Below are 19,031 nucleotides of genomic sequence, written 5' to 3'. Positions count from 1 at the left end.
CCCGGGCATCCGCACAGCGCGGCCACACACCGCGCATGCGCTCCTCGATCCCAAATTGAAATTGCTTGATTCAAAGCGGCAGCGGGCGCTTACTCCAGATGTCCAGACGGCATTCAGGACCATGTCGCCGCATACCGGCCACCACCCCTTGCAAAACTTGAACCTCAATAAATTGAACAAGGATTTCAGAGATGGATGATTTCACCGCCGATTTCAACACGACCGGACAGATCGTCACTGGCGCCAGCGCAACCGGAGAGATCGAGGAATCGGGCGACCGGGACTGGTTCGCAATCACGCTGGAAGCGTCGCAGACCTACTTCTTCACGCTCAACGGCGAACTGGGGTCCGGCGGCACATTGTTCGATCCGTATCTGCGGCTGTTCGACAACGAAGGTGTCCTGCTGGCCGAAAATGACGACTATTACACGCTGGATTCCAGCATTATCGGCTTTGAGGCCCCCTACTCCGGCACCTATTATCTTGGCGCCGGCGCCTATTCCGATGACGGCACCGGCACTTACACGCTCCACGCGACCGACGGCGGCGATGATATCGGCGACACCATCGAGACCGCCGCCGACCTGACCCTTGGCGCCACGATTGCCACGGACATCTTCTATCCCGACGACCGCGACGTGTTCGCCGTCTCGCTGGAGGCCGGGGAGTTTTATGCAATCGAGGTCAACGGCGAAAGCCTTGACGGATCCGGCCTGCAGATCATGGATCTCTTTGTCGTGTCCCCGGACAACGGGTATGTGACCGACAGGTATTCAGAGGACGGCCTGATAACGCTCGACCCGTTTGTGGTGTCCGAAACCGGGCTCTACTACCTGGACGTCGGCAATGGATACCAATTTGGCGTCGGCAGCTATTCGATCACACTGGCCTCGGGCGGCCCTGACGCGATAGCCGGCGATGCCACGACAAGCGCCGAAATCACTGTGGGTGAAACGGTTGAAAGCTCTTATGACTACCTGGGCGATTCCGACTGGTTTGCGATAACGCTGTCCGAAGGCGACCGGAACCGCATTTCCCTGGCGCCCGCATTCGGCGACATTTTCGGATACCACGATCCACAGATCACGGTCATTGATACTGACGGCGGGATCCTGGCTGAAAGCGTATTTGACGACTTTGTCGGCACCTGGCGCATCGACGATTTCGAAGCGCCGGAAAGCGGGAGATACTTCATCGCCGTGTCGGGTTCGGATTATGCCACCTTCGACTATGCACTGAACGTCCTGACGCTGGATCCGGTCATCGCCAACGGCACAGAGGGGCGCGACACGCTGTTGGGAGGCGCGGGCAACGACGCATTGCGTGGACTTGGCGCTTCCGACAGGCTTGAGGGGTTTGACGGCGACGACCTTCTGGACGGAGGTGACGGCGAAGATGAACTTCTGGGCGGTGGCGGCAATGACACGCTGTTGGGCGGAGAAGGCAACGATGCCATCGCGGCGTCGTTCGGTGATGACAGTGTGGAGGGCGGCGGCGGCAATGACCTGATCGGCGGAGGTCAGGGCAACGACACCCTGCGCGGTGGCGCCGGTGATGACGGCATCCGCGGGGGCGACGGCGACGATCTGGTCTCTGGCGGTGACGGCGATGACCGCCTGTCCGGCGGCTGGGGCGATGACGTCATGCTCGGCGGTGCCGGAGACGACAACATCGGCGCCGGTGGCGGCCGAGACGTGATCTATGCGGGCCTGGGAAATGACACCGTCGGCGGCGGCTATGACGACGACGTGCTGATCCTGGGGGCGGGTGACGACGTGGGGTATGGCGGACAGGGCGCGGACTGGATCCACGGCGGCACCGGCAACGACCTTCTGTTCGGCGGCGGCAGCTACGACAATGACACGCTGATCGGCGGATCCGGAAACGACACAATGTCGGGGGGCTGGGGCGCGGACAGCTTTGTCTTTGAAGCCTTCAGCACCGGTGAAATCGACGTGATCACCGACTACGACCTTTTCGAGGACCGGCTGGTGCTGGCGGGCGTCGCGGGCAGCGATGCAGAGGCGCAGTTTGCCGCCCTGGACATCAGCGACGGCGACGACGGCGCCGAAATCTCTTATCAGGGTCACGTCATCGTGCTGAATTTCGTGTCCGCTGCGGACATCGGCATCGGGGACTTCGTGTTTCTCTGACAGCGCCTTCCGGACCCGACCGGCCGGCAAATGCGGGCCCGCCCCACCGACCGGGCGGGCCCGGTTGCGTTTCAAGCCCAGGGAACCCCGGGCGGATTTTGCGAACCGGTTCAGGGTCCTGTCGGGTCACTGCTTGACTCGGAGCCACAGGTGCCGGCTACTCTCTCGGACATGGCCGCAACGATTTGCCTGCGGCCCAAAAAAATCATGCCACCAACCGGGAGACGACAATGAGACATGTGCCAAGATTCCTTGCGGCCGCAGCAATGTCAGCCGTACTGGCCCTGCCCTTCACGGCAGCGCAGGCGGAAACGCCTGCCGACACCCTGATTCAGGCCTGGGCCATCGACGATGTGATTTCCCTCGATCCGGCAGAAGTGTTCGAGTTCACCGCCTCGGAAGTGCTGGGCAACAGCTATCAGCCGCTGGTCGGCTATGACGTGAACAACGTCAGCGACATCTTTGGGGTGATCGCCGAAAAGTGGGACGTGTCCGAGGACGGCAAGACCTTTACCTTTACCATCCGCCCGGGCATGACCTTTGCCTCTGGCAACCCGATCCGGGCCGAGGATGCCGTGTTCTCGCTGACGCGGGCCATCAAGCTCGACAAATCACCGGCCTTCATCCTGACGCAGTTCGGCCTGAACGCCGAAAACGTCGATGCGATGGTCCGCCAGACCGGCGACATGACGTTCGAGTTCGAGATGGACAAGGCCTATGCGCCCACCCTCGTGCTGTACTGCCTGACCGCGACCATCGGCTTTGTCGTCGACAAGGAACTGGTCATGGCCAACGAGGCCGACGGCGATTTCGGCTACAACTGGCTCAAGACCAACTATGCCGGCTCGGGCGCCTTCACCATCCGCGACTGGCGCGCGAACGAAGTGATCGTGCTGGAACGCAACCCGAACTATTCGGGGGATGCTCCGGCAATGGCCCGCTCGATCTACCGCCACATCCCCGAAGGCGCGACCCAGCGACTGTTGCTGGAACAGGGCGACATCGACATCGCCCGCAACCTTGGCGCCGAAGAGATCACCGCCCTCGCCGACAGCCCGGACGTCAAGATCGAAAGCGGTGTGAAGGGCTCGATCTACTACATGGGCCTGAACCAGAAGAACGAATTCCTGTCCAAGCCCGAAGTGCGGCAGGCGATGAAATATCTGGTCGACTATGCCACGATCGCCGACACCATCATGAAGGGCAAGGTGCAGGTGCATCAGGCCTTCCTGCCCAAGGGTTTCCTTGGCGCGCTCGAGGACACCCCGTTTGCGCTGAACGTCGAAAAGGCCAAAGAGCTTCTGGCGGCAGCCGGTGTGCCCGACGGTTTCTCGGTGACGATGGATGTGCGCAACACACCGGAAATCACCTCGATTTCCGAAGCGATCCAGCAGACCATGGCCGAGGCCGGCATCAAGATGGAGCTGATCCCCGGTGACGGCCAGCAGACCCTGACCAAGTACCGTGCCCGCAACCACGATATCTACATCGGCCGCTGGGGTCCGGACTATCAGGACCCGCACACCAACGCCGACACCTTTGCGCGCAACCCCGACAATGGTGACGACGCGGCCTCCAAGCCGCTGGCATGGCGCAACGCCTGGGACATCCCCGAGATGACCGCCAAGGCCGATGCCGCCGTGCTCGAGGCCGACGCCGCCGCCCGCGCCGAGATGTATGTCGCGCTTCAGACCGAGCACCAGCAGGTGTCGCCCTTTGTCATCATGTTCCAGGAGATCGAGGTCTTCGGCATGCGCAAGGACGTGAACGGCTACATCATCGGCCCGTCGTTCAACGACAACTCGTTCAAGTCCGTCACAAAAGACAGATGAGCGCGACAAACCCCGAAAACGCAGGGGGGCGCTGGGGCGCCCTCCCGTACCTTGGCATGAAAACCGGAAAGCTGGTCGTGACGGTGGCCGTGACCTTCCTGGGCCTGCTGTTCGTCACCTTTCTGATTGGCCGCGTGGTGCCGGTGGATCCGGTGCTGGCGGTGGTCGGCGACCGGGCCTCGCAATCGACCTACGACGCCGCCTTTATCGAGCTCGGCCTCGACAAGCCGCTGTACCAGCAGTTCTGGATCTACCTTTCCAACGCCCTCAGTGGCGATCTGGGGACATCGCTGCTGACCAAGAAGGACATCACCGCCGACATCGCCCGCGTGTTTCCCGCGACACTGGAACTGGCCACCGCCGGCATCATCCTCGGCACCCTCTTTGGTGTGCCGCTGGGGGTGCTGTCTGCCGTCAAGCAGGGCAAGCTGGCCGACCAGATCGTGCGGGTGGTGGGACTTGTCGGTTACTCGGCGCCGATCTTCTGGCTCGGGCTGCTCGGGCTGCTGGTGTTTTACGCCAAGCTGGGCCTGGTCGCCGGGCCGGGACGCATTGACATCGCTTACGAATACTCGGTCACCCAGACCACCGGGCTTCTGCTGATCGACACCGCAATGCAGGGCCAGTGGGATGCCTTCCGCAACGTGCTTGCGCATCTCGCCCTGCCCGCCGGGCTGCTGGGCTATTACTCGATGGCCTATATCAGCCGGATGACCCGCTCGTTCATGCTCGCGGAACTGGCGCAGGAATACGTGATCACCGCGCGGGTCAAGGGCGTGGCAGAGTGGCGCATCATCTGGGTGCACGCGCTGCGCAACGCCGCCGTGCCGCTGGTCACGGTGATCGCCCTGTCCTACGCCGGCCTGCTCGAAGGGTCCGTGCTGACCGAGACGGTGTTCGCATGGCCCGGCCTGGGCCAGTATCTCACCAATTCCCTGCAAAACGCCGACATGAACGCGGTTCTGGGCGGCACCCTGGTGATCGGGATCATCTTTGTCGGACTGAACCTGCTGTCGGATCTGCTCTACACGGTCCTCGACCCACGCGTGAGGCGCCGCTGATGACCGAGATGACAACCCGCGACTGGCTGCTTTCGGACCAGCCCACCTCGCGCCGGCAGGCCAAGCTGGGGCAGAGCTACCGCACCTGGCTGCACCTGCGGCAGAACCGGCTGGCGATGCTGGGCCTTGGCATCGTGGTGGTGCTGATCCTGATGGCGATCTTTGCCGATGTGATTGCACCGTTCGACCCCTATACCGCCGGAGACCTGCGGACCGAACGCCTGCTGGCGCCCAGTTGGACGCACCTCATGGGCACCGACGACCTGGCACGCGACATCTTTTCGCGCATTGTCTATGGCAGCCGGGTGACGCTGCTGGTGGTGGCAATGGTCGCCCTCATCGCCACCCCCATCGGTCTGGCGGTCGGCACCACGGCGGGCTATTTCGGCGGCTGGGTCGATACGATCCTGATGCGCATCACCGACATCTTCCTCGCCTTCCCGCGCCTGATCCTGGCTCTGGCCTTCGTCGCGGCCCTGGGGCCCGGGATCGAGAACGCGGTGATCGCCATCGCCATCACGTCGTGGCCGCCCTACGCCCGCCTTGCGCGGGCCGAGACGCTGACCATCCGCAACACCGACTACATCGCCGCGATCCGCCTGCAGGGCGCGCGGAGCCCGCGCATCATCTGGGGTCACGTGGTGCCCCTGTGCATGTCGTCCGTCATCGTCCGCGTCACACTTGACATGGCGGGGATCATCCTGACGGCGGCCGGCCTTGGATTTCTCGGCCTCGGCGCACAGCCGCCGCAGCCGGAATGGGGGGCGATGATCGCATCCGGCCGCCGCTTCATCATCGACTTCTGGTGGGTCGCGACCATGCCCGGCATCGCCATCTTCGTGGTCAGCCTCGGGTTCAACCTGCTGGGCGACGGCCTGCGCGACGTGCTGGACCCGAAAGGCGAGAAATGAGCGATATCCTGCACGTGAAAGACCTGCGCATCGCCTTTCCGTCCCGCTCCGGCCCGGTCGAGGTGGTGCGCGGCGTCAGCTTTGATCTGGGCCGCGAACGGCTGGGCATCGTCGGGGAAAGCGGCTCGGGCAAATCCCAGACCGGGCGCGCCATTCTCGGCCTGACCCCGCCCTCGGGCCGCGTCACCGCGCAGCGGCTGGAATTCGACGGCATTGACCTGCGCGGCGCCAGCGCCGCCACATGGCGCAGGCTGCGCGGGCGGCGGATGAGCATGGTGATGCAGGATCCCAAATTCTCGCTCAATCCGGTGATGACGATCGGCCGCCAGATCGTCGAGGCCTTTCGCCGTCAGGACAACGCCCCGAAACGCGAGGCGAAGGACCGCGCCATGGCGATGCTGGAGGCGGTGCAGATCCGCAACCCCGAGCGCGTCTACAACGCCTACCCGCACGAGCTTTCGGGCGGCATGGGGCAGCGCGCGATGATCGCCATGATGCTGATCACCGAACCGGACCTGCTGATCGCGGACGAGCCGACCTCGGCGCTCGACGTCACCGTGCAGCTGGACGTGCTGCGCATCCTGGACGATCTGGTGACCCAGCGCGGCATGGGGCTGATCTTCATCAGCCATGACCTGCGGCTGGTGTCCTCGTTCTGCGACAGGGTGCTGGTGATGTATGCCGGCCGCATGGTCGAGGAACTGAAGGCAAGCGAATTGCACAACGCACAACACCCCTACACCCGTGGCCTGCTGAACTGCCTGCCGCAGATCGACGGCGGTCAGCGGCCGCTGCCGACCCTGAAACGTGATCCGGCGTGGCTGGCGTGAGTCTGGTCTCCTGCGACGGGCTCGAGGTCACCTTCGGCCACGGCCGCGACACGGTGCGCGCGGTGCGCGGTGTCAGCTTTGACGTGGCGCGCGGCGAAAGCTTTGGCATTGTCGGTGAATCCGGTTCGGGAAAATCCACGGTTCTGCGCGCAATCTGCGGTCTTGCACCGATCAGCGGCGGCAGGGTGCGCATTGACGGGGCGCCCGTCGACACACCCCGCTCTGCCGAGTTCTACCGCAATGTGCAGATGGTGTTCCAGGATCCCTATGCCTCGCTGCATCCGCGCCACACGGTGGACAAGGTGCTGTCCGAGCCGCTGGCCATTCACGGCTTTGCAGATGTCGAAGACCGTATCGCGCAGGCGCTGAACGATGTCGGCCTCGGCACCGGCTTTCGCTTCCGTTTCCCGCACCAGCTATCGGGCGGGCAGCGCCAGCGCGTCGCCATCGCCCGGGCGCTGATCCTTGAACCCAGCGTGCTGCTGCTGGACGAGCCGACCTCGGCGCTGGATGCCTCGATTCAGGCCGAGGTGCTGAACCTGCTCGACGATCTGCGGGCCCGGCGCGGTCTCACCTATCTTCTGGTCAGCCACGATCTGGCCGTGGTTGCGCATATGTGCGAGCGGCTGATCGTCATGCAGCACGGTCTTGTGGTCGAGGAACTGACCCGCAGTGCCCTGCAACACAAGGCGGCGCAGCAGGATTACACAAAGGATCTGCTGCGCGCCAGCAGCGGGTTCCAACCGCCGACCCCGAGCTGACAGGAGCCCGACGTGTCCTCAGAATTTCCGGTCTTTGATGGCCACAACGACTTCCTGCTGCGGCTGCTGCGCGATCCCGCACGGCGTCATGCGATCTGGCTGAAGGGCGACGGCACCGGCCATCTTGACCTGCCGCGGATGCGGGCGGGCGGATTCGCCGGCGGTTTTTTCGCGATTTACATCCCCTCCCCCGAAGGTCTCGGCGATGTCGATGCGCTGATGGACAATCCGCCATACCAGCTCGAGCTGCCGAAGCCGGTGCATATCGACCACGCCCAGAACATTGCGCTGCAGATGGCGGGTCACCTGTTGTGGATGGAGCGGGCCGCGCAGGGCGCCTTCAGGATCTGCCGCACCGCCCAGGAGCTGCGCGATTGCCTGGCCGCCGGCGTCGTCGCCGCGCTGATGCACTTCGAAGGGGCCGAGCCTATCGGCGAAGATCTCGACGCGCTTTATGTATTCCACGCCATGGGCCTGCGGTCGGTCGGGCCGGTCTGGAGCCGCCCGACGGTCTTTGGACACGGCGTGCCCTTTGCCTACCCCTCGGGGCCGGACACCGGTGACGGGCTGACAGGGGCGGGCAAGGATCTGGTGCGGCTGTGCAACCAATTGCGCATTCTGGTGGACCTGTCGCATCTCAACGAAAAGGGTTTTGACGACGTGGCGCGGATTTCCGACGCGCCGCTGGTCGCCACCCACTCCAACGCCCATGCCGTAACACCGGGGGCGCGCAATCTGACAGACCGCCAGCTTGCCGTGATCCGTGACAGTGGCGGCATGGTCGGTCTGAACTTTGCCACCTGTTTCCTGCGCCCGGACGGCAAGCGCTCGGCCGACATGTCGTTGGAGCCGGTGCTGCAGCATCTGGACCATCTGATTGCGCACCTGGGCGAGGATCATGTCGGCTTTGGCTCTGACTTTGACGGGGCAACGGTGCCGCGGGATATCAGTGACGTCGCCGGGCTGCCGGGGCTGATGCAGGCGCTGCGCGGGCATGGGTACGACGATGCCCTGCTGACCAAGCTGGCGCACGGCAACTGGATGTCGGTTCTGGAACGCACCCTCTGAGCCCCCGCCATGCCGGGGGCGTGCCGGACTGACGCCCGCGGGCGCGTGCAATTGCGCTCTCAGGCGTCGGTTTCGGAGCGGACAACGGCCGGGCGCACGGCCCACCCTGCCCCTGCACAGACAGGGGCACAGAGCATGCAGGTAGGTTTCATCGGATTGGGCGCGGTCGGCGCCAAGCTGGCAGGCAGCCTGCTGCGCAACGGCATCGCGCTTGCGGTGCTGGACCGCGACCCGGCCCCGGTTGCCGATTTTGTGGCCCGCGGCGCGTCGACCGCCGCCGACCCGGGCGCGATGATGCGCGCCTGTGACGTGGTGATCACCAGCCTGCCCAGCCCGGCCGCGTCCGAGACGGTCCTGGCGCAGATGCTGCCGGAAATGGAACCCGGAAAAATCTGGCTTGAAATGTCAACGACCGACCCGGTGCAGATCGTCGATCAGGCGGCGCGCGTCGCGGCAACCGGGGCGCTGGCGGTGGAATGCCCGGTGTCGGGTGGCTGTCACCGGGCAGCAACCGGCAATATCTCGATCTTTGCGGGCTGCGAGCGCACGGCCTTTGAACAGGTGTTGCCGCTGCTCACCATCCTGGGGCGGCGGGTGCTGCACACCGGTCCTGTCGGCACCGCGTCAAAGCTGAAGGTGATGACAAACTACCTGGCCACGGCCAACCTGCTGACCCTGTGCGAGGCGCTGGTCACGATGCAGGCGCAGGGGCTGGACATGGCCACCACCTACGAGGCGATCCGGATCTCGTCCGGCACCTCATTCGTGCATGAAACCGAAAGCCAGCTGATCCTGTCGGGCGCACGGGACGTGGATTTCACCATGGATCTCGTGCTCAAGGACATCGGCCTGTTCCAGGCGCTCGCGGAGGCCGCCGGCGTGCCGCTTGAGCTGTCCCCGCAGGTGATCGCCATCATGCAGGACGGGGCGCGCCGCTATGGCAGCCGGGCGCAGTCGGACCGCATCATCGAACGGCTGGAAGAGGCCACCGGCCTGAAGGTTCTGGCCGACGGCTTTCCGCGCACACTGATCGACGACGAACCCGAAGCCTCTGGTTACGAAGTGTTCCCGTCCCGTTAGGGCGGCACGACAAAAGCGGCCGCAGGGACGGCCGCTTTTGATGGTTTTCACGATGAGCCCGCAACCGGGCCTGCGACCTTATTTCAGATCGAAGCGGTCAAGTTCCATCACCTTGGTCCAGGCCGCGACGAAATCCCGGACGAATTTCGCCCCGGCATCGTCCTGGGCATAGACTTCGGCAATCGCCCGCAACTGCGAGTTCGAACCGAATACCAGATCGCAGCGGGTGCCGGTCCATTTGGCGGCACCGGTCGCACGATCGCGGCCCTCATAGACCGTTGCACCGTCGCTCACCGGCTTCCATTCGGTCCCCATATCCAGAAGGTTGCGGAAGAAGTCGGTGCTGAGCGTGCCCGGACGGTCGGTAAAGACCCCGTGACGCGACCCGCCCGCGTTCGCATCCAGCGCCCGAAGCCCGCCAACCAGCACCGTCATCTCTGGCGCGGTCAGGGTCAGAAGCTGCGCCCGGTCGACCAGCAGTTCCTCGGGAGAGGCGGTGAAATCCGCCGCCTGGAAGTTGCGGAAACCGTCGGCACGCGGCTCGAGCGGCTCAAAGCTCTCGGTGTCGGTCTGCTCTTGGGTGGCATCGGCGCGCCCCGGAGTGAAGGGCACCTCGACCGCGTGACCACCGGCTGCCGCCGCCTGCTCCACAGCCGCAACACCCCCCAGCACGATCAGATCGGCCAGGCTGACTTTTTTCGCGCCATTCGCCGCGTCGAATGCGGTCTTGATGCCTTCCATTACCCCCAGAACGCGGGCCAGCTGCGCCGGACGGTTCGCCTCCCAATCCTTTTGCGGTGCCAGACGGATGCGGGCCCCGTTGGCGCCGCCGCGCTTGTCCGAGCCGCGGAACGACGAAGCCGATGCCCAGGCGGTCTGGATCAGTTCCGACGGCGTCAGGCCGCTGACGAGCAGCTTGGCCTTGAGGCTGGCGATGTCGGCCGCGTCGATCATGTCGTAGTCGACAGCCGGGATCGGATCCTGCCAGATCAGGTCTTCGGCGGGCACTTCGGCGCCGAGATACCGCACCTTCGGCCCCATGTCGCGATGGGTCAGCTTGAACCAGGCACGGGCATAGGCGTCCGCGAAAACTTCGGGGTTTTCAAGGTAGTGCTGCGAAATCTTCGCGTATTCCGGGTCAAGCTTCAGCGCCATGTCAGCAGTGGTCATCATCGGCGCGTGACGCTTGGACGGATCATGTGCGTCCTGCACCGCATCCGCCATGGTACCCCCGGCCGGCCGCCACTGGTTCGCACCGGCCGGAGACCTGGTCAGTTCCCAGTCGTTGCCCAGAAGGGTTTCAAGGTATCCCATGTCCCAGGTCGTCGGGTTGGGTTTCCAGGCACCTTCGATGCCACTGGTGGTAGTGTGGGCGCCGTGTCCGGTTTCAAAGGTGTTCTTCCAGCCGAACCCCATGTCCTCCATTGCGCCGCCTTCGGGCTCGACGCCCACCAGCGTCGCATCCCCCGCGCCATGCGCCTTGCCAAAGGTATGCCCCCCCGCGACCAAGGCGACGGTTTCCGCGTCGTTCATCGCCATGCGGCCAAAGGTGTCGCGGATGTCGAACGCCGACTTCAGCGGATCGGGGTTGCCGTTGGGGCCCTCGGGATTGACGTAGATCAGACCCATCTGAACGGCGGCCAGCGGATTTTCCAGAAACCGGCCCAGGCCGTCCTCTCCCGCATCATACCGTTCGTCCTTGGTGCCCAGCCATTCGTCCTCGACACCCCAATAGATGTCTTCCTCGGGCTCGTAGATGTCCGCACGTCCGCCGCCAAAGCCGAAGGTCTTGAAGCCCATGCTCTCCATCGCGACGTTGCCCGCCAGAATGAAGAGGTCGGCCCAGCTGAGGCTGTTGCCGTATTTCTGCTTGATCGGCCAAAGCAGGCGGCGCGCCTTGTCGAGGTTGCCGTTGTCCGGCCACGAGTTCAGCGGCGCGAACCGCTGCGACCCCGAGGTCGACCCGCCCCGCCCGTCGGCAGTGCGGTAGGTGCCGGCCGAGTGCCAGGCCATGCGCACAAAAAACGGGCCGTAATGGCCGTAATCGGCCGGCCACCAGGGCTGGCTGTCGGTCATCAGCGCGGTGAGATCGGCCTTGACCGCGGAAAGGTCCAGCTTGGCGAACTCGGCGGCATAGTCGAACTCGGCACCGTTCGGATCAGCCTGCGGCAGGTTCTGATGCAGGATCTTCAGATTGAGCTGGTTTGGCCACCAGTCGCGATTCGTCCGGGTGCGGTTGGTCGTGTGCAGTGTCTTTGCACCGTGAAGTACCGGGCATTTGCCTGCGCTTGCGTCATTTCCGTCCATGTGGATCTCCCTGTGAGTGGACCGGGCCAGCCTTGAATGGCGCGCCCGTCACCGCTTTGGCGATGGTGTTACCGGGACCGTATAGCAGGGGTCAGCGATTGATTTAAGTTGCATTTACATATGCCGGCGATAATCTGAAGTTATGGCCAACATCACCCTCAAACAGCTGCGTTATTTCGAGGCTCTGGCCCGACACGGCCATTTTGGCCATGCCGCCGAGGCGTCCGCGATATCGCAGCCGGCGCTGTCGGTGCAGATTCGCGAGTTGGAGGCCGGCCTGTCGGTGTCGCTGTTCGAACGCGGCCCGCGCTCGGTGCGGCTCACCCCGTTCGGGAGCGAATTCGCCATCCGAGCGCGGGAGATCCTGCGCAAGGTCGACGAGCTCGACGATCTGGCGCGTCTGTCACAGGGCGGGCTGTCGGGGCGGTTGCGCATCGGTGTGATTCCGACCATCGCCCCCTACCTTGTGCCCGCAATGATCCGCAGCCTGACCCGAAACTGGCCCTCGCTCGACATTCATATCCGTGAAACCACCACGCCCAAGCTGATCGCCGAGCTGGAAGAAGGTCACCTGGACACCGCCATCGTTGCGCTGCCGGTCTCGGAGCCGTCGCTCACCGAAGTGGCCCTGTTCACCGAAGCCTTCGTGCTGGTGCGTCACTGGGATGATGGCGGCCGTCCGATGCCCGACCGCGAGTCCCTGCGCGAAATGCGGCTGTTGCTGCTGGAAGAAGGGCATTGCTTTCGCGATCAGGCCTTGTCGTTCTGCGATATTGCCGCAGGGCGGGCAAAATACGGGCTCGATGCCTCCTCGTTGTCGACGCTGGTGCAGATGGTCGGCGCCGGGATTGGCGTTACTCTGCTGCCCGAGATGGCAATTTCAGCCGAGGCGCGGTCGGCACCGGTGGTGATTGGCCGCTTTGAGGATCCGCAGCCGACCCGCACCGTGGGCATGATCTGGCGCAAATCCACACCGCTGGCACAGGAACTGGCCGCTCTCGCCAAAGGACTCGCTGCCAGCCTGGCCCCTGATTCACCGGTGCCGACGTCCAACGGCGCTTGAAGGGCCGACTGAAAACAGGCGGTTTCTCAGGACGAACATAATGCGATTTTCGCTTTGACTTGTCACATTTCCCGTATTGATACCGGCACACAAGCCAAGGCTTGCATCCGCATCGCTTCAGTTTAGCGTTTCCGGAAATGAAGGTCGGCCGCCCGCAGCGGACCGCTTCGTTCTACTCAGGAGAGTGCATTCATGACCGCCACCGCCCCGCGCGACTATGCCGCCGCCAATCCGTTCCGCCAGCAGGTCCGCGCCAATTATACCGCGGACGAAGCCACGATGATCGAGGCGCTTGCGGCCCGCATCAAACTGACGGATGCCGAACGCGCCAAGGTTGCCGCCGCCGGGGCACGCTATGTCGACCGGGTGCGGCGCGAGACGTCGCCGTCGATGATGGAGGCGTTCCTCGCCGAATATGGCCTATCCACCGAGGAGGGCGTCGGACTCATGTGTCTGGCCGAAGCCCTGTTGCGGGTGCCGGACGCCGAAACCATCGACGACCTGATCGAGGACAAGATCGCGCCGTCCAACTGGGGCGCGCATCTGGGCCATTCCTCGTCCTCGCTGGTCAATGCCTCGACATGGGCGCTGATGCTGACGGGCCGGGTTCTGGATGATGACCCCCGCGCCCCGGCCCGGGTTCTGCGCGGGGTGGTAAAGCGCCTGGGCGAGCCGGTGGTACGCACCGCCGTCGGCCAGTCGATGAAGATTCTCGGACGTCAGTTCGTGTTGGGACAGACCATTGCCGAAGGGATGCGCAACGCCCGTGAGCTCGAGAAGAAGGGCTACACCTATTCATACGACATGCTGGGCGAAGCCGCCCGGACCGATGCCGACGCGGTGCGCTATCACGCGGCATATGCCTCGGCCATCGGAGCAATTGCCAAACAGGCCAGGGGCGATGTGCGTTCCTCGCCCGGGATCTCGGTCAAGCTGTCGGCGCTGCACCCCCGGTACGAATTCACCCACCGATCGACGGTCCTGGCCGAACTGCTGCCCCGTGCGCTGGATCTCGCAAGGCAGGCAGCCCGGGCGCAGATCGGCTTTAACATCGACGCCGAAGAGCAGGACCGGCTTGACCTGTCGCTGGATGTGATCGAGGCGATGCTGGCAGACGAGGGCCTGAAGGGCTGGGACGGTTTCGGCGTGGTGGTACAGGCCTATGGCCGTCGCGCGGCACCGGTGATCGAAACGCTCTACGACATGGCGGAACGCTATGACCGCCGGATCATGGTGCGTCTGGTCAAAGGCGCCTACTGGGACACCGAGATCAAGCTGGCGCAGGAGCTGGGTGTCGAACGTTTCCCGGTGTTCACCCGCAAGATTAACACCGACACTTCTTACATGGCCTGCGCGCAGATGCTGATGGACCGGCGCGACCGGATCTATCCGCAGTTTGCCACCCACAACGCCCACACCTGCGCCGCGGTGATCGCAATGGCGGGCAATGACAGGGACTGCTTTGAATTCCAGCGGCTGCACGGCATGGGGGAATCGCTGCACGCCATCGTCAAGGAGAGCGAAGGCACCCGCTGCCGGATCTATGCGCCGGTCGGGGCGCACCGCGATCTGCTGGCCTATCTCGTGCGCCGCCTGCTGGAAAACGGCGCGAATTCGTCCTTCGTGAACCAGATTGTCGACACCTCGATCCCGTCGACCGCGATCTCGACCGATCCGCTGACCGAGGTGCGCGCCCTGAACGGCCAGGTCGCCAACCCGACGATATCCCTGCCGGGCGATCTGTTCATGCCGGAGCGACCGAACTCCAGGGGCTTTCGCGTCAACGAACCCGCATCAATCCTGCCGCTGCTGTCGGCGCGCGACGCCTTTGCCAGTGCGACCTGGTCCGCCAGCCCGATGATCGCGGGCAACCCGGCCCCGCAGGGCAAGGCGCGCGAGGTCTATTCGCCAGCCGACAGCACCCGCGTCGTGGGCACCGTGCAGGACACCACGGCGGACGAGGTCGCCGCGGCCCTCGACGCCGCCCCGGCGGGCTTTGCGCACTGGTCCGCCGTGCCGGTGGGCGAACGCGCCAATGTCCTGCGCCGTGTCGCCGATCTATACGAGGACAACATCGCGGAACTCACCGCCATCGCCACCCGCGAGGCGGGCAAGACGCTGCTGGACGGCATCGCCGAGGTGCGCGAGGCGGTGGATTTCCTGCGCTATTACGCAAACGAGGCCGAGCGGCTGGAGGATGAGGACCCCGGCACCCCGCGCGGTGTCTTTGTCTGCATCAGCCCCTGGAACTTTCCGCTGGCGATTTTCACCGGCCAGATCGCGGCGGCGCTCGCCGCAGGCAATGCGGTGCTTGCCAAACCCGCCGAACAGACGCCGATGATCGCCGCCCGCGCGGTGCAACTGATGCGCGACGCGGGACTGCCGGAGGCGGCGCTGCAACTGCTGCCCGGCGACGGGCCGACCGTGGGCGGGCCGCTGACATCCTCGCCCGCCATCGCCGGTGTGTGTTTCACCGGCTCGACCGAGGTGGCGCAGATCATCCACCGGGCGCTGGCCGCCAACGCCGGGCCGGATGCGGTGCTGATCGCGGAAACCGGCGGGCTGAACGCGATGATCGTCGATTCCACCGCGCTCACAGAACAGGCGGTGCGGGACATCCTGATCTCGTCGTTCCAGTCGGCGGGCCAGCGCTGTTCGGCCCTGCGCATGCTGTACGTCCAGGAAGAGGCGCGCGACCGGCTGATCGAAATGCTCTACGGAGCGATGGAGGCGCTGGTGATCGGCGATCCCTGGAACACCGATGTCGACGTCTCGCCGGTGATTGATGCCGAGGCGCAGCAGGGCATCATGGACTACATCGCCGGGCATGAAAAAGCCGGGACGCTGATGAAGTCCCTGCCCGCCCCGACCGGCGGCACCTATGTCACCCCGGCGGTGGTCAGCGTGAACGGCATCGCGGACATGGAGCGCGAGATATTCGGCCCGGTGCTGCATGTGGCCACCTTCCGGGCGCGCGACATCGACAAGGTGGTCGATGCGATCAACGCCCGGGAATACGGGCTGACGTTCGGCCTGCACACCCGGATCGACGACCGGGTGCAGCAGATCGTCGAACGCATCCATGTCGGCAACACCTACGTCAACCGCAACCAGATCGGCGCCATCGTTGGCAGCCAGCCGTTCGGCGGCGAAGGTCTGTCGGGCACCGGCCCCAAAGCCGGCGGCCCGCTGTACCTCGGCAGGTTCCGCCGCACCGGTCGGGTCGACACCCTGCCTGCCCCCGTGGGCCCGATCTCCGGCAAGACCGCGATAGAACGGGCGATTGCCCAGATCGACGCCCGCAACTGGGCGGCGCGGGGCGACAAGGTCTCGGTCCTGCGCGCTGCCCTCAGCGGCCGCAGCGGAGTGGTGCGCCGGGCTCTGGCGGAGACCGCCGCCTTCGACACGTCGCCCCGGACCCTGCCCGGCCCGACCGGCGAAAGCAATCGCCTGCGGATGTTCCCCAGGGGCATGGTGCTCTGCCTTGGCCCGACGCAGGACATCGCCGTGGCGCAGGCCATCCAGGCGACCGGCGCCGGCTGTGGCGCGCTGATCGTGGTGCCGGGGGCCCTGTCGTCGATGGCCGTGGCCCTGTCCGCGGCGGGGGCGCCGGTGGTGTCGCTGGACGGCACGGTGGATGCCGAAACGCTGACAGCGCTCGAAGGCATCGCGGTGGTGGCCGCCGCCGGGTCATCGGACTGGACCCGCAGCCTGCGGATCGCGCTATCGCGGCGCAACGGACCGATCCTGCCGCTGGTGACCGAAGTGATCGCCCCCGAACGCTATGTGATCGAGCGCCACCTGTGCATCGACACCACGGCGGCGGGCGGCAATGCCAGCCTGCTGGCGACCACCTCCTGAACCAGCCGGACCCGAGTCAGCGCCGCCCCGCCTCCGGGCGGCGCCGACCTATGCCACCCGGCTCCAGAACGCGGTCTTGCGGTCGTGCCGGGCGCGCAGCCTCTCGACATAGCGCAGATGGCTCGGCTGCGCGCCGTAGTCGGAAATCTCGCCGTCCAGCGCCGCGCAGTCCATCAGGTGGTCCGCCGCATGGCCGTAACGCCCGGCGCGCCCCTTGGTCAGGGCAAAGTCGATCATCGCCCGCCAGCACATCACCGCCGCCAGCGGGTGCCGCGCGCGCAGCGCCTCGGCAGCGGGAGTGAGGATCTCGTAACAGTCGCCGTCCAACTCTTCGCAACGGGTCTCGGCCAGCCGGGCGGCGCTGACCAGATCGGGCCAGTTGACAAGGAAAACCAGCGCCGCCATCGCATCCGGAAACCGCAGCGCGTGCTCCGTGGCGCGGTCCTCGGCCTCGATATCGTCAAAATCCGGCAGCACCTTCAGGTAATCGCGCAGGCACGACAGGTCCAGCGTCGCGGTGAACCGGCTCCAGCGATGCTGTTGCGCGGCCTCTGTCTGCCCCGATGCAAGCAGGCAATCGACATAGACCTGATCCCATTCCTCGCCCGCCTGGCCGTCCACCTCGCCCAGCAGCTCCAGCGCCTCGGTGGCCCGGCCCGCGTCCAGCAACCGCCGCGCGGCCTTGGCGGCGACGCGGGGGTGCGACAGCTCGCTTTCGGAATACTGGGCAATGTAGGCGTCGGTGTCGCCCTGCGCGTCGGCAATCTGTTGCAGGATCGAACGGACCAGCCGCGCCTTCTGCTCGGCCCGGTAGTCGCCGCCACTGCTGCGCAAATCCCGCAGGAACCGCAGCGCCGCATGGGGTTCGTCCGGCTCGGGCAGCGGCGCGTCGGCAAAATCCGTCACCAACGCCTTGAGATGGCCCAGCCCCGCGTCGTCGAGCGTCGGCGCGAGCAGCCCGATCACCCCGTCAAAGACCCCGTACCCGTCATCGCGCACCGCGTCCCAGACCCGCTCGGCCAGCACCTGTGGATCCTGCATCGCGCGTGGCGCGATCGTCCCCAGACAGGCCCGCGCGGTGCGGAAGACATCGCCGACGTCGCCCCGGCTGTCATCGACGCGCTCGAACACCGACGGCGCCATTTCGAGAAAATCCCACAACAGGTCAAAGCCCAGCACCGCATCGTCGGGCGCGATACGCTCGGTGATCATCTGGCTCTGGGTGGCAAGATCGCGCACCAGCGCCGGACGCTTGCGCCAGCTCACATGGCTGGTGGACTTGCGCAGGCTCGCCAGCCGCTTGCGCACGTCGCGGGCCAGTTCCTGCGGGCCAAGGTTGTGGCTCAGTTCCAGCCGCAGGCGGCGCTTGATCTCGGCGCTGCCCTGGGCGACCTCGATCAGCAGGTCGGCCAGCCGCTCGGCCCCGAGTGTGGTCAGATTGGCGGCGTTGAGCGTTTTCTTTGACATGTCACACGTTCTGCCATCCCGGCGTGGCCGGGAAAAGCCCCGTCAGCCGCCGAACATGCCGCGCGACGAGCCCGAACTGCCAAAACCACCGCGTGACATGGCGGTGGCGCGGCTCATCGGTGCCTTGCCCACCGTTGCCGGCGGTTTCGAGAATTTCGAGGCACCGAGTTTGGCCTTGCCCGAATTGCTGGAATAACTGCTGCTGCGCGCCGCATCGGTATAGCCGCCCGAGGCGTTGCGATAGAGCGGTTGCGCCCCCGCCAGACCACCGCGCCCGCCAAGCATGTTGCCGATCAGATAGCCCGCCAGCAGCGGCATGAAGATGCTGCCCGACCCGCCTCCGGCCACCTGGTCCTCGGACCCGCAGGCACCTTCGCCGTGCTGTTCCTCGCAGACCGCCACGCTGTCATAGCGCGGCGCGGATTCCACATGCAGGGTCTGTGCCTCGGCAAAGGCCGCATCACATTCCTGCACAGAGAACAGCCCGCCCTGGCTGGAGGCCGCCTTGCAGCTTTCGATGTCGGGAAAGGCCTGGGCGTCGACCTGCTCTTCGCGGCAGCCCGCAAGGGCAAAGGCAGTGGCGCCAAGAATGCTGAGCGCGACGGTTCTGGATCGTTTTCTCATGTCTCTCTCCTGA

13 protein-coding genes are annotated in these 19,031 nt (G+C 65.3%); 10 read left to right on the top strand and 3 right to left on the bottom strand.

The genetic code is table 11. From position 1 onward, the window contains the following. Positions 1-191 precede the first annotated feature (191 nt). The 8 genes from FOY53_RS13995 to FOY53_RS13960 all read left to right on the top strand — a co-directional run bounded on the left by FOY53_RS13995 (position 192) and on the right by FOY53_RS13960 (position 9,696). Positions 192-2,153: a pre-peptidase C-terminal domain-containing protein gene (locus FOY53_RS13995; RefSeq protein WP_146589871.1), complete on the top strand. Its 1,962-nt coding sequence runs from the start codon at positions 192-194 to the stop codon at positions 2,151-2,153. A gap of 230 nt (positions 2,154-2,383) precedes the next feature. Beyond that, the gene (locus FOY53_RS13990) at positions 2,384-3,985 is read left to right on the top strand and encodes an ABC transporter substrate-binding protein (RefSeq protein ID WP_146589869.1); all 1,602 of its coding nucleotides are present in this window, start codon (positions 2,384-2,386) and stop codon (positions 3,983-3,985) included. Further along, on the top strand, positions 3,982-5,046 hold the full coding sequence (locus FOY53_RS13985) for an ABC transporter permease (protein ID WP_146589867.1): 1,065 nt from the start codon (positions 3,982-3,984) through the stop codon (positions 5,044-5,046). The genes FOY53_RS13990 and FOY53_RS13985 overlap by 4 nt, the downstream gene beginning before the upstream one ends. Before the next feature lie 8 nt (positions 5,047-5,054). Continuing rightward, complete coding sequence (locus FOY53_RS13980; RefSeq protein ID WP_146589969.1) at positions 5,055-5,957, top strand: ABC transporter permease; 903 nt, start codon at positions 5,055-5,057, stop codon at positions 5,955-5,957. Further along, the gene (locus FOY53_RS13975; RefSeq protein WP_146589865.1) at positions 5,954-6,787 is read left to right on the top strand and encodes an ABC transporter ATP-binding protein; all 834 of its coding nucleotides are present in this window, start codon (positions 5,954-5,956) and stop codon (positions 6,785-6,787) included. Before FOY53_RS13980 ends, FOY53_RS13975 begins: the two co-directional genes overlap by 4 nt. Beyond that, a complete protein-coding gene (locus FOY53_RS13970; protein WP_146589863.1) occupies positions 6,784-7,548 on the top strand; it encodes an ABC transporter ATP-binding protein in 765 nt (254 codons plus the stop codon). The genes FOY53_RS13975 and FOY53_RS13970 overlap by 4 nt, the downstream gene beginning before the upstream one ends. A gap of 12 nt (positions 7,549-7,560) precedes the next feature. Further along, a complete protein-coding gene (locus tag FOY53_RS13965) occupies positions 7,561-8,616 on the top strand; it encodes a dipeptidase (RefSeq protein ID WP_146589861.1) in 1,056 nt (351 codons plus the stop codon). A 9-nt stretch (positions 8,617-8,625) separates the two neighbouring features. Next, on the top strand, positions 8,626-9,696 hold the full coding sequence (locus FOY53_RS13960; RefSeq protein ID WP_146589859.1) for an NAD(P)-dependent oxidoreductase: 1,071 nt from the start codon (positions 8,626-8,628) through the stop codon (positions 9,694-9,696). Positions 9,697-9,774: 78 nt separating this feature from the next. Here FOY53_RS13960 and katG read toward each other — a convergent pair whose 3' ends face one another. Further along, positions 9,775-12,003: a catalase/peroxidase HPI gene (katG, locus tag FOY53_RS13955; RefSeq protein ID WP_146589857.1), complete on the bottom strand. Its 2,229-nt coding sequence runs from the start codon at positions 12,001-12,003 to the stop codon at positions 9,775-9,777. 142 nt (positions 12,004-12,145) lie between these two features. Here katG and FOY53_RS13950 point away from each other — a divergent pair, with 142 nt between their 5' ends. Both FOY53_RS13950 and putA read left to right on the top strand, forming a co-directional pair. Then, positions 12,146-13,066 (top strand): hydrogen peroxide-inducible genes activator, encoded by a 921-nt coding sequence (locus FOY53_RS13950; RefSeq protein WP_146589855.1) that lies wholly within the window; start codon positions 12,146-12,148, stop codon positions 13,064-13,066. A 192-nt stretch (positions 13,067-13,258) separates the two neighbouring features. Next, positions 13,259-16,927, top strand: coding sequence for a bifunctional proline dehydrogenase/L-glutamate gamma-semialdehyde dehydrogenase PutA (gene putA, locus FOY53_RS13945; RefSeq protein ID WP_146589853.1), 3,669 nt, complete (start codon positions 13,259-13,261; stop codon positions 16,925-16,927). Positions 16,928-16,975: 48 nt separating this feature from the next. Here putA and FOY53_RS13940 read toward each other — a convergent pair whose 3' ends face one another. Further along, a complete protein-coding gene (locus tag FOY53_RS13940) occupies positions 16,976-18,394 on the bottom strand; it encodes a DUF6880 family protein (RefSeq protein ID WP_146589851.1) in 1,419 nt (472 codons plus the stop codon). Between the two features lie 42 nt (positions 18,395-18,436). Continuing rightward, complete coding sequence (locus FOY53_RS13935; protein ID WP_146589849.1) at positions 18,437-19,018, bottom strand: DUF1190 domain-containing protein; 582 nt, start codon at positions 19,016-19,018, stop codon at positions 18,437-18,439. Positions 19,019-19,031 lie beyond the last annotated feature (13 nt).

This window comes from Puniceibacterium confluentis (genome assembly GCF_007923445.1).
In the GTDB taxonomy this organism is placed as follows: domain Bacteria; phylum Pseudomonadota; class Alphaproteobacteria; order Rhodobacterales; family Rhodobacteraceae; genus Puniceibacterium; species Puniceibacterium confluentis.
Note: the sequence above shows the minus strand (reverse complement) of the source record. Positions and strands in the feature narration are given on the sequence as shown.